Here is an 11905-nt window from a genome sequence, read left to right as displayed (position 1 = left end):
GTAGTGCTTCCTCATTAAACCAATACGCCGGACTGGCGCAGGGCCTGCCGCAGCGGTTCGTGACAGGCTTCGCTGAGCCAGGTGAGCGGCAGACGGATACCGTCCGGCATCAAACCCATTTCATGCAGGGCCCATTTCACGGGAATAGGGTTGGATTCGATGAACAAAGTCTTGTTCAAGGGCATCAGTTTTTCGTGGATCGCACGAGCGGTCACGGCATCACCCGCAATCGCGGCCTTGCACAGATCGCTCATGTCGCGCGGCGCAACGTTGGCAGTTACGGAAATATTGCCTTTGCCGCCCAGCAGCATCAGCTCGACAGCCGTTGCGTCATCGCCGGAGAACACCAGGAAGTCACTGCTTACGCCAGCCAGAATATCTCGGGCGCGCTGCAAGTCGCCGGTGGCTTCTTTGATAGCGATGATGTTCTTGACTGTCGACAGTCGAATGACAGTGGCGGCCTGCATGTCACAGGCTGTACGGCCCGGCACGTTGTACAAGATTTGCGGGATGTCGACGGCTTCGGCGATGTGCTTGAAATGCTGGTACAAGCCTTCCTGGGTCGGCTTGTTGTAATACGGCGTTACCAGCAGGCAGGCATCGGCACCGGCGTTTTTGGCGTTGGTGGTCAGCTCGACCGCCTCGCGGGTGGAATTGGCGCCCGTACCGGCGATGACCGGAATGCGGCCATTGACCTGCTGGACCACACGCCGAATGACTTCGATGTGCTCGTTGACGTCCAGCGTCGCGGATTCGCCAGTGGTGCCGACGGCAACAATGGCGTTGGTGCCCTCTTGCAGGTGAAAGTCCACCAGTTTGCTCAGGCTGTCCCAGTCAAGACGTCCTTGTGCATCCATCGGTGTGACCAGTGCCACCATACTGCCCGCAATCATGCAAACCGCTCCTGCCGGAAAAAGAGAGCGGTAATGGTACTGGCGCCATCAGCCTTGCACAAGCGAAGTACCGTGCTACGAGCATTCCCCTGAGCGACGGTTTTCGCTACCCTTCATTCTTTGATCGGTACTGGTCATCTGCGCAGCTCGTTCGATCACCCGTTTTCGTCGTCGCAACCCCCGCTCCAGCGTTGTCGTCGCGTGCCGTGGCTAGCTCACGCCAGCGCGATCAGCCAGCGGCACGGGGGTATTTTTGATGTCGACGCTCGTCGAACCCGCCACGCAAGCCAATAATGTACCGACCGCTCATCGCTTAGGAATGCTGCATGTCGTCAATCCCCACAGTTCGCGAACAATTCCTTGTCATCAGTGCCCTTGGCGCCAACCCAATGGAGCTGACCAACGTCCTGTGCCGCGCCAGTCATGAAAACCGTTGCTCGGTAGTCAGCTCCCGTCTGACTCGTCATGGCGAGTACAGCGCGCTGATTCTCCAGATTTCCGGCAGCTGGGACGCCCTGGCCCGCCTCGAAACCGGCCTGCCGAACCTGTCCAAGAAACACGCTTTCACCGTCAGTGTGGTGCGCAGCGCTTCGCTCGAAAGCCGCCCGGAGGCTCTGCCTTATGTGGCTTATGTCAGCTCGGCGTATCGCCCGGACATCATTAATGAGCTGTGTCAGTTCTTCATCGACCATAACGTCGAGCTGGAGAACCTGATTTGCGACACCTATCAGGCCCCACAAACCGGCGGCACCATGCTCAACGCGACGTTTACCGTGACCCTGCCAGCCGGTACGCAAATCAGTTGGCTGCGTGACCAGTTCCTGGATTTCGCCGACGCACTGAATCTCGATGCGCTGATCGAACCCTGGCGCCCACAAGCACCGATGTAAGGAAACCTCATGGCCGTTGAACTGGATAAACCCGTTACCGACTTTCAGGTACAGGCCACCAGCGATCAGGCTGTCAGCCTGTCTGCGCTGAAAGGCCAGCAAGTGGTGCTTTATTTCTATCCCAAAGACAGCACCCCAGGCTGCACGACCCAGGGACAAGGTTTCCGCGATCAGCACGAAGCCTTCAAAGCTGCCAATACCGTTTTGTTTGGTGTGTCGCGGGACAGTTTGAAGTCCCACGAGAACTTCAAGGCCAAGCAGGCTTTTCCGTTCGAGCTGATCTCGGACAAGGATGAGTCGCTGTGTCAGCTGTTCGATGTGATCAAGCTGAAAAAGCTGTACGGCAAGGAATACCTGGGCGTCGACCGCAGTACTTTCCTGATCGACAAGGACGGCGTACTTCGCAAGGAATGGCGTGGCGTGAAAGTGCCGGGGCATGTTGATGCGGTGCTGGAGCAGGCTCAGGCGCTGAACAACGCTTGATGTTCATCCTGTAGGAGCGAATTTATTCGCGAGACGGCGGATCTGATTCGCCGCTCAAAGACCTCTCGCCAACAAGTTGGCTCCTACAGAGTCCGCCCCCCTACAACAACGGCGCGACCGTCGGCTCATTGCGCGGCCAGGCATCCAGCACGGCCTTGAACAACGTGGCCAGCGGGATGGCGAAGAATATCCCCCAGAAGCCCCAGAGCCCGCCGAACAGCAGCACCGCGCAGATAATGGCGACCGGGTGCAGACTCACCGCTTCGGAAAACAGCAATGGCACCAGCACGTTGCCATCCAGCGTCTGGATGATGCCGTAGACGGCCATCAAGTAGATGAACTGATCGCTCCAGCCCCACTGGAACAAAGCGATGAACGCCACCGGCACGGTCACCACGACCGCACCGACGTAAGGCACCACCACCGAAATCCCCACCAACATCGCCAACAGCGCCGAATAATTCAGGCCCATCGCCCAGAACGCGACGTAGGTCACGGCGCCGCAAATGAAGATCTCGATGACTTTGCCGCGAATATAGTTGGCAATCTGCCGGTTCATTTCTTCGGCGACGCGCGTAATCAGCGTGCGTTCACGGGGCAGATACCCGCGCACCCAGCGTCCGATCATGCGGCGGTCCTTCAGAAAGAAGAACACCAGAATCGGCACCAGCACCAGGTAGATCATCATGTTGACCAGCAGTGGCAGGCTCGACAGCGAGAAGGTCAGCGCCCACTGACCGAATTTGCCGATTTCCCCGCGCGCGACTTCGATGGCCTGCAATACCTGTTCATCCGACACCAGATGCGGATAGCGCTCAGGTAGCAGCAGTAACAGTGACTGCCACTTAGCGAGCATGCCCGGCAATTCGTTGAACAGGGTGATCAGCTGATGCCAAAGCAAAGGCACCAGCACCAGCAGGAAAACCCCCAACGCGCCCATGAACAGTGCGAAAACCAATGCGACGGCGGCGCCCTCGGGCATGTGCAAGCGTTCCAGATGGATCACTAGCCCCTGCATCAGAAACGCCAGCACCAAACCGGCCAGCACCGGAGCGAGCATGCCGCCCAGAGTCAAAACGATCGTGAACGCCAGGATCAGCAATACCGCCAGCACCACCGCTTCCTCATCGGAAAAGTAGCGCTGCATCCAGTCACGAAGCACCTTGAACATCAAAAATCCTTTGGGCGGAGGGTGAACAAAATCAAGCTTTGCGTAGCCAGTAGCGATAGACGCCGTCGGCCGCCTCTTCGTGCAGCAATACATGGCCGGACAATTTGGCGAAGGTTCTGAAATCACGCTGAGAGCCAGCATCGGTGGCCGTGACTTTCAAGACCGACCCGGCTGTCAGGCGGTTGAGCTCCATTTTGGCCTTGAGCAGGGGCAGCGGGCAGTTAAGGCCGCTGGCATCGAGCTCGGCATCGCAGGTCTCGGGGCGCACTACAGCGTCAGACATCGTTTCTCTCCGGGCAGACACATTCAATTGTGGAAAAACACAAACCGAACTGGCGAACGTTTCGCATAAGAGCGCAAGAATACCCCACTCTGGTCAGCAAGCTATTGAGCCAGCTACAGTAAGGCCTTTCTGCCTTAGAGTTTCGTGCATGAATTTTTTGCGCCCCACCCTGCTGACGATTGCATGCTTGCTCGCCATGCCGAGTTCGGCCGATGACTTGCCGTCGCTCGGAGACGCCAGTTCTGCGGTCGTTTCTCCACAACAAGAACATGATTTGGGTCGCGCATGGTTAAGTCTGTTGCGCTCGGAAGTTGCGCAACTCAATGATCCGCAACTCAAGGATTATGTCGAAACCTCGGTTTACCGCCTGGCCGAAACCAGCCAGGTTCAAGACCACCGCCTTGAATTCATTCTGATCAACACGCCGGAAATCAACGCCTTCGCCGCGCCAGGCGGGATCATTGGTGTCAACGGAGGCCTGTTTCTGCACGCTGAAAGCGAGGGCGAGTACGCCGCCGTACTGGCACACGAACTGGCTCACTTGTCGCAACGCCACTTTGCGCGAGGGGTGCAGGCGCAACAGCGCATGCAGGTCCCTGTGATGGCGGCCATGCTTGCTGGCATCGTGCTGGCCGCAGCCGGCGCGGGTGATGCCGGGATCGCCACCATTGCCGGCACACAGGCTGCTGCGATTCAGGAGCAGGCGCGCTTTTCTCGCCAGAATGAAGCGGAAGCAGACCGCATTGGCATTCTCAACCTGGAAAAAGCCGGATACGACCCGCGCAACATGCCGACCATGTTCGAGCGGCTGGCGCGCCAGTACCGTTACGACCGCAAACCGCCTGAGTTTTTGATGAGTCACCCGGTGACCGAATCGCGCATCGCCGACACTCGCAACCGCGCCGAGCAATCCAAGCCCGGCGGCAAGGAAGACAGCCCGCAGTATCAATTGATGCGCGCTCGCGTTGCGTTGATTTACGAGGAAACGCCGGGCATGGCGGCTAAGCGTTTCCGCGCCCAACTGACCGAGAACCCGAAGTCCGACGCTGCACGCTACGGCTTGGCACTGGCGCAGACCAAGGCCGGACAACTGAACGAGGCGCGCGAGTCACTCAAGCCGTTGCTCGACAAAGCTCCGAATGACATCACCTACAACCTGGCGCAGATCGACCTGGATATCACCAACAACCGGCTGCCCGACGCGCAGCAGCGGGTCGAGCGGATGCTGTCTATCTATCCGGACAACTACCCGCTCATCCAGGAGCGGGCTGACGTCTTGCTCAAGCAAAACCGCGCACCCGAGGCGCAGAAAGTACTCGAAAAACTGGTGAAGAGCCGCCCGGAAGACCCGGACGTCTGGTACATGGTTGCGGAAACGCGCGGCCTGTCCGGCGACACCATCGGCCTGCATCAGGCCCGCGCCGAATACTTTGCGCTGGTCGGTGACTTCAAACAGGCCATCCAGCAACTGGACTTCGCCAAACGTCGGGCGAACAACAACTTCCAGCTGGCGTCACGGATCGACGCCCGCCAGCAAGAAATCATCGCTCAGGAGCGGGCGGTGAAAGAGATGATGAATTAACACGCGCTCCTACAGAGGATTCAAGCATTCCCCGCCAGCTTCAACCGCGCAGCCTGGGTGAAATCCAGCATGCGCTGCAGTGGTCTGACGGCGTGGGGAATGATCGCCGGGTCAACGAAGATTTCATTGGTGCCCTCACGCAGGCACTGCAGGGTGCGCTCCAGCGTGTTCATGGCCATCCAAGGGCAATGTGCGCAACTGCGGCAGGCAGCGCCGTTGCCAGCGGTCGGGGCTTCGATGAACACTTTGTCCGGGCATAGCTGCTGCATTTTGTAGAAAATGCCCCGGTCGGTCGCGACGATGAAAGTCTTGTTCGGCAAATTCTGCGCGGCGGCAATCAACTGGCTGGTAGAGCCCACTGCATCCGCAAGATCGATCACCGCCTCGGGCGATTCGGGATGCACCAGGATCGCAGCGTCCGGATACAACGCCTTCATGTCTTCGAGCTGCTTGGACTTGAACTCTTCGTGGACGATGCAAGCGCCATCCCACAGCAGCATGTCGGCGCCGGTCTCACGCTGGATATAGCGGCCCAGATGCTTGTCCGGTGCCCAGATGATTTTCTCGCCGTTGTCCATCAGGCTTTCGACAATCTCCAACGCGCAGCTTGAAGTCACGACCCAGTCAGCCCGGGCTTTGACAGCGGCTGAGGTGTTGGCATACACCACCACCGTGCGCTCGGGATGCTTGTCGCAGAACGCCGAAAACTCATCTACGGCGCACCCCAGATCAAGTGAGCAAGTGGCTTCGAGGGTCGGCATCAGCACACGTTTTTCGGGGGTCAGGATCTTTGCGGTCTCCCCCATGAAACGCACGCCTGCGACCAGTACGGTCTTGGCGGGGTGATCCCTGCCGAAGCGCGCCATCTCAAGGGAATCAGACACGCAGCCGCCGGTTTCCTCGGCCAAAGCCTGAATAACCGGGTCGCAATAATAGTGGGCAACCAGTACCGCGTCCTGAGCCTTGAGCTCGGCGGCAATGTCGCGGCGGTATTGCGCCTCTTGATCGGGCGTCAGGGGTTTGGGCTGTTTGGCATCAAGATGAGCCTGAACCAGAAGGCGTTCGGAAATCTGTGTCATGTTCGCTAGACCTGAGTGCGCCTGCGCGCGAGCGCGAAGTTTACACCCGACGACAGACAGAAAAAACCTTCTCCCTCTGCGCCGGTTTTAGCGTCGTCAGCGATCTCTGCGGCCAAGTCTCAAAGATCACAGTCCTTATACGCAGTCAGTTCTTGGGCGGCGTTTGAATGGATTCAGGAACCGCGCTGGAGGGAACAAATGTTTTGTTCTCTGCGGCTGCAGCGCTTTTTGACTCAGCTTCAGCTTTGGCGGCCTTCTGGTTTTCTGTGGCGGCGTCGTTCGCTTTGTCTTGAGCTTGCTCGGCGTGATGCTGAGCTTCTTGTGCTTTGTCTTCGGACTTTGAGTCGCACGCCGACATACTGATGGCGGCAGCCAATATCAGAGGAAAAGCTAAAAACTTCTGCACGTGTAAAACCCCATGTTTATTTAATGAGCTACTTCGAACATAAGGGGTCGAACGAAGTTCAACGAACAGACTTATTGATCAAGCGCTTGAAATGCTTAAGCAAACAATGGAAGCCACGATGTCATAACCGTGCTTTGGATGACCTGCCAAGCGCTGCCTCACCCGGCCTATTACGAGAGAAGAGCATGCGTAACGAGAAAAATACCCCACCGCCCCTGCTTGCTCCCGAGGATACCGTCGTTCTTTTCGATGGCACCTGTAAGCTTTGCAACGGATGGGCCCGATTCGTGATTGCGCATGATCAGGCGCACCTGATAAAGCTGGCGACGGTCCAGTCTTCTCAAGGGCAGGAACTGCTGGCCTGGGCAGGCTTGCCCACCGACAACTTCAATACAATCGTCCTTATTTCCAAAGACGAGTTTTTCATACGATCAGAAGCCATGTTCGAGATCGCAGCAAGATTGCGAGCTCCGTGGCGCTGGCTACAGATAGCGCAGATCGTGCCCCGCGGAATGCGCGACTGGATTTACGACAAAATAGCCATTAACCGCTACAAGCTGTTCGGCCAATACGATTCCATCCAAATACCTACTGCGGATCACGAACACCGTTATTTAAAAACACCCAACTGATTTGTGTGGATTAGGTAGTCAGAATAGAGAATCTATTTCACCGTCAACGGCATGATCATTTCGGCTCCATCTCTTTTTGATCCGGTATCTACCGAGTATCGACCCCGTTACCGGCCATCACTCAAATGAGTTGCGTGCGAGATTTATATATCTATTCGAATAGGTAGCGCGCATTCTCATTGATCAATCCCGCTCCGAGGTTGAATCCGGAGGGGTTATGAATTATGAATTTTCAAGATCGACTCATTAAGTGGCATTTTCAGTGGCAGCTTCGTGGCGGCTGTGCAACCTGCCGAGAGTGCCATGCCAAGCAATCCGAAAACGACAAATCCCTGCCCTTTCAGCATCTATCGAATTGTCGTTCCGGACGTGAAGCCATTAACCCTTGGGATGAGCTTGAACTGGTGTGTCACGGGTATTCTCTGCCTCGCGAAAGCTAAGCATTCCTGTACAAAATGCGGCAAGACTTACCCCGAAGATCAGGCTAATCAGCGCTGCCTGTGCGTTGAAAAGCCTCATCTTCATGAAGGCGGCAGACTATCAACTAGCGTTCAGGGGGGCTCTCTTGCGAGACTGAATTGTTGACCTCCACATCTTCCATATCCTCTTCTTCGCTTGCCCCATCGTCCTCCACGGGGGTTTTGCTTTCGTCCGATTGGTCTGAATTTTCGACTGGCGGATTGGGCATCACATCCGGACTGCCTGGTTCGAGCGGCGCCATTGATGCACCATTTCCTGATCCACCTTCCAGCTCTGACTTACTTTTCATTTTTCGCCTCCGGTAGCCTCGAATGAGTCGCGGCATATGAGTTCGAAGGCAAGAACGCGATGTCGTTCGGTAAATCTCTCATACGGCCACGCTCTGGGCCGAAAAATCTCGAACTCCACCGACTGCCGCGCCTCAGATAAGGAGGCTCGATCAATCGAAGGAACGAAAGATGCAAACGCTGAAGATAGCGACATTCAACGTCAACGGCATCCGCACACGACTTTCCAATCTTCTGAAATGGCTTGAGCGTGAACAGCCTGACATCGTGTGTTTGCAAGAACTCAAAGCGCAGGACAAGGATTTCCCCGCGCGCGAGCTTGAAGCGGCGGGCTATGGCTCATTGCACTTGGGCCAGGCCAGCTGGAACGGCGTGGCCATTTTGGCGCGCGACGCCGAACCGCTGCTGATTCACAAGGGTCTTCCGGGCGAAGAGGCAGATACTCAATCTCGCTATCTTGAAGCTGCTGCCCACGGCGTTATCGTCGCATGCCTTTACCTGCCCAACGGCAACCCCCAACCGGGTCCAAAGTTCGACTACAAACTCAGGTGGTTCGAACATCTGATTGAACATGCCAAGACCTTACAATCCAGCGAGCACCCGGTTTTGCTCGCGGGCGACTTCAACGTCGTGCCCACCGATCTGGATATCTACAACACTCGCTCCTGGCTTAAGGACGCTTTGCTCCAGCCTGAGAGTCGTGATTGTTTTGAGCGGTTGCTGGCGCAAGGCTGGCTGGACTCACTGAGGCATCTGTACCCGGAAGAACGCATTTATACGTACTGGGATTACTTTCGTAAGCATTGGCAAACTAATTCCGGGCTGCGGATCGACCATTTACTGTTGAACCCGACACTAGCTCCTTATCTGCTGAACGCAGGTGTAGACGCATGGGTGCGCGGTGAAGAGCATGCCAGCGATCATGCGCCCACCTGGATTGAGATCGGGGAGCCGCAGACAAAGCCGAAAAAGTCCTCCAGAAAAACTGACCGGGCTGCGGCTGAATCAGCACCGCCTCCAAATCTGCCGAAGAAGCTTGGTGGTAAGGCCGCCACTCCTAAACCAGTGGAAAAAGTACCGGCTCCCAGGAAGAAACCGGGCAAGGCGCAATTAACGGGAGCTGTGGCTTCAGTGCTGCCTGACAGCTTCAAACCCGAACTGGCGACATTGGTGGAGTCGGCGCCTGAAGGCGATTGGCGTTACGAGATCAAGTTCGACGGCTATCGCATCATGGCCAGAGTTGATGACGGCAAGGTCCAGCTCTTCACGCGCAATGGTCACGATTGGACTCACAAGCTTCCCCGCCAAGCTGAGGCCATCGCCGCGTTGGGACTCAAGTCGGCCTGGCTAGATGGGGAAATGGTTGTTGCCGACGAAGAAGGTGTCCCTGATTTCCAGGCGTTGCAGAACGCATTCGAGGTCAACCGAAGCGGCAATATCGTTTATTACGTGTTCGACCTTCCTTACCTCAATGGCATGGATCTGAGTGAGGTGCCACTCCAACAGCGTCGCGCTGCGCTGGGAAAGGTGCTGGCGGCCAGTGAGGACGAAAACCTCAGGTTCTCGGAAGACTTCGGCGAGGAGCCGGATGCGCTGCTCAACAGTGCCTGCCAGATGAAAATGGAGGGCCTGATCGGCAAACGCGTAGGCAGTGGCTACGTGTCACGTCGCAGCGGGGACTGGATCAAGCTCAAATGCAAACGGCGGCAAGAATTCGTGGTCGTCGGCTACAGCGACCCCAAGGGCGCCCGGAGTAAGTTCGGCGCGCTGCTGTTGGGGCTGCACGACGCCGACAGTGGTGAATTACGCTACGCAGGCAAAGTGGGAACCGGATTCAACGAAGCCACCCTGACAACAATTCACGGCCAACTGGTACCACTGGAAATCAAGAAAGCGCCGGTTGTTAATCCACCGACGGGCTTTGAAGCCAAAGGCGTACATTGGCTCAAACCGATTCTTCTGACAGAAGTGGCGTTCGCGGAAATCACCAAAGAAGGCTCCGTACGTCACGCAGTGTTTCATGGGATGCGTAACGACAAACCAGCCGAGTCCATTACCGAAGAACGCCCTGCTCAACCGATCAGTGAGAAGACACCAACCCAATCCAAGCCACCAAGAAAGTCGCGCGTAACTGCACAGAACGATGAAGCGACAAAGCCTCAATCGGCGACTTCCGGCAAGATCAGACTGACGCACCCCGAGCGCGTGATTGACGCTACTAGCGGTGCCACCAAGCGCGATCTAGCCGACTACTACATCCAGATTTCTGAGTGGTTGCTGCCCCAGCTTGCTGACCGCCCGGTTGCTTTGGTTCGAGCACCCGACGGCATCGCTGGCGAACTGTTTTTTCAGAAAAACGCCGACCGTCTTGCCATACCCGGCATCGAAACCATGGGAAAGGAATACACCGGACACCCCGTGATGTTGATCAACAACATCGAAGCCCTGATTGGCGCCGTGCAGATGAGCACCATCGAACTGCATACCTGGAATGCGGTGTCCGAGGAGCTTGAACGGCCTGATCGCTTCATACTCGATCTCGATCCCGACCCGGCGCTGCCTTGGAAAAGCATGGTGGAAGCCACCCAATTGACGCTGGCCGTCCTGGATGAGCTGGGACTGAAATCCTTCCTGAAGACCAGCGGTGGCAAAGGCATCCACCTGGTTGTTCCGCTGACACCGCAGGACGACTGGGAAGCGGTCAAGAGCTTCAGCCATGGCATCGTCAAACACATCGCGAAACTGCTTCCGGATCGATTCTCGGCCGTTTCCGGACCCAAGAATCGCGTCGGCCGGATTTTCATCGATTACCTGCGCAACGGCCTGGGGGCGACAACCATCTGTGCGTACGCCGTTCGCTCGCGTGAAGGCTTGCCAGTGTCGGTGCCGATCTTTCGAGAGGAACTGCTGGAGATCAAGGGCGCCAATGCCTGGAACATAGGGAATATCCACGAACGACTGGGCGAACTCGACACAGATCCCTGGGCGGACCTCAGCAACACCCGCCAGACGATCAGTGCCGACATGCGCAAACGTGTTGGCGTGCGTGGCTCGTAAAGATTGGAAGCACCGCCTTCTTGCCGCCCCGAAGAAGAATCAGCAGTGGGTAGAAACGCTCATAAGAGGCTGGTGGTACGTATTCAACGCCTGCACGCGTGCGCTGGCTGCTATGAATATCACCTGAGGTTTGCTTCAAGCAGGCAAAGGGTCTTGCGATCCGGCTCACCTGAATAAAACTGATCAAGGGCCTGCTGATACACGGCTGATTCAGGCTGGACGCTGCTGAACAACGTCAGGCAGGAGCGCAATTTCATGTCATCCGGTGAGCCGAAGATGTGCACAGCACTCAGTTCGTGATGTTGTAGCAGCGCCTTGACGCAATCCTCAAGTCGCTGGCCGAGCAGATGGTGCTGAAGGTACGCCCGGGCCTCGTCCGCGCCTGTTATAGCGAAGTGATTGGCGATCTCGCTCCGACCAAGACCTTTCAACTGCGGAAATATAAACCACATCCAATGGCTCGTTTTACGGCCTGAACGCAGCTCGGCCATGACTCGGCTGAAAGCTGGCCCCTGGGCGTCGACGAAACGGGAAAGACTGAAGGGGTCGTACATGTTTCGCTCCTTCCACAGGTGAACGCCGGGATGCGATGCAATGCAGAAATAGCCCGGCTTACGCGCTCTTCCAGACTGCATTCACTGGGGGCAAGCTTAGCTCGAATA

Annotated in this window: 12 protein-coding genes; 5 read left to right on the top strand and 7 right to left on the bottom strand. The window is 56.8% G+C overall.

The annotated features are described in order from the left end of the window. Positions 1–14 precede the first annotated feature (14 nt). A complete protein-coding gene (gene dapA, locus ACWKV9_RS20065) occupies positions 15–893 on the bottom strand; it encodes a 4-hydroxy-tetrahydrodipicolinate synthase (protein ID WP_483837873.1) in 879 nt (292 codons plus the stop codon). Between the two features lie 326 nt (positions 894–1219). Between dapA and ACWKV9_RS20060 the strand changes: the two genes are divergently transcribed. Together ACWKV9_RS20060 and ACWKV9_RS20055 are read left to right on the top strand one after the other, a co-directional pair. Further along, the gene (locus tag ACWKV9_RS20060; protein WP_483837872.1) at positions 1220–1783 is read left to right on the top strand and encodes a glycine cleavage system transcriptional repressor; all 564 of its coding nucleotides are present in this window, start codon (positions 1220–1222) and stop codon (positions 1781–1783) included. Between the two features lie 9 nt (positions 1784–1792). After that, positions 1793–2266 carry a peroxiredoxin gene (locus ACWKV9_RS20055; RefSeq protein WP_483837871.1) on the top strand — a complete coding sequence of 158 codons (474 nt, stop codon included), beginning with the start codon at positions 1793–1795 and terminating at the stop codon, positions 2264–2266. 100 nt (positions 2267–2366) lie between these two features. Here ACWKV9_RS20055 and ACWKV9_RS20050 read toward each other — a convergent pair whose 3' ends face one another. Continuing rightward, the gene (locus tag ACWKV9_RS20050) at positions 2367–3437 is read right to left on the bottom strand and encodes an AI-2E family transporter (RefSeq protein WP_483837870.1); all 1071 of its coding nucleotides are present in this window, start codon (positions 3435–3437) and stop codon (positions 2367–2369) included. A gap of 31 nt (positions 3438–3468) precedes the next feature. Then, the gene (locus ACWKV9_RS20045; RefSeq protein WP_483837869.1) at positions 3469–3720 is read right to left on the bottom strand and encodes a sulfurtransferase TusA family protein; all 252 of its coding nucleotides are present in this window, start codon (positions 3718–3720) and stop codon (positions 3469–3471) included. A gap of 148 nt (positions 3721–3868) precedes the next feature. Here ACWKV9_RS20045 and ACWKV9_RS20040 point away from each other — a divergent pair, with 148 nt between their 5' ends. Next, complete coding sequence (locus ACWKV9_RS20040; RefSeq protein WP_483837868.1) at positions 3869–5302, top strand: M48 family metalloprotease; 1434 nt, start codon at positions 3869–3871, stop codon at positions 5300–5302. A 20-nt stretch (positions 5303–5322) separates the two neighbouring features. Here ACWKV9_RS20040 and nadA read toward each other — a convergent pair whose 3' ends face one another. After that, positions 5323–6381 carry a quinolinate synthase NadA gene (nadA, locus tag ACWKV9_RS20035; RefSeq protein WP_483837867.1) on the bottom strand — a complete coding sequence of 353 codons (1059 nt, stop codon included), beginning with the start codon at positions 6379–6381 and terminating at the stop codon, positions 5323–5325. Positions 6382–6526: 145 nt separating this feature from the next. Continuing rightward, on the bottom strand, positions 6527–6787 hold the full coding sequence (locus tag ACWKV9_RS20030; RefSeq protein ID WP_483837866.1) for a hypothetical protein: 261 nt from the start codon (positions 6785–6787) through the stop codon (positions 6527–6529). Between the two features lie 185 nt (positions 6788–6972). Between ACWKV9_RS20030 and ACWKV9_RS20025 the strand changes: the two genes are divergently transcribed. After that, on the top strand, positions 6973–7419 hold the full coding sequence (locus ACWKV9_RS20025; RefSeq protein ID WP_483837865.1) for a thiol-disulfide oxidoreductase DCC family protein: 447 nt from the start codon (positions 6973–6975) through the stop codon (positions 7417–7419). A gap of 544 nt (positions 7420–7963) precedes the next feature. Here the strand turns inward: ACWKV9_RS20025 and ACWKV9_RS20020 are convergent. Next, on the bottom strand, positions 7964–8188 hold the full coding sequence (locus ACWKV9_RS20020) for a hypothetical protein (RefSeq protein ID WP_483837864.1): 225 nt from the start codon (positions 8186–8188) through the stop codon (positions 7964–7966). A 169-nt stretch (positions 8189–8357) separates the two neighbouring features. Between ACWKV9_RS20020 and ligD the strand changes: the two genes are divergently transcribed. Then, entirely contained in the window at positions 8358–11243 is a 2886-nt protein-coding gene (ligD, locus tag ACWKV9_RS20015) for a DNA ligase D (protein ID WP_483837863.1), read from the top strand. A 119-nt stretch (positions 11244–11362) separates the two neighbouring features. On the opposite strand, the gene ACWKV9_RS20010 is transcribed toward ligD, so the two are convergent. Then, complete coding sequence (locus tag ACWKV9_RS20010) at positions 11363–11797, bottom strand: DUF1810 domain-containing protein (protein ID WP_483837862.1); 435 nt, start codon at positions 11795–11797, stop codon at positions 11363–11365. Between the last annotated feature and the right edge of the window lie 108 nt (positions 11798–11905).

Source organism: Pseudomonas corni, from assembly GCF_057128765.1.
The sequence above is the reverse complement of the archived record's forward strand: the minus strand, read 5'-3'. Positions and strand labels throughout refer to the sequence as shown.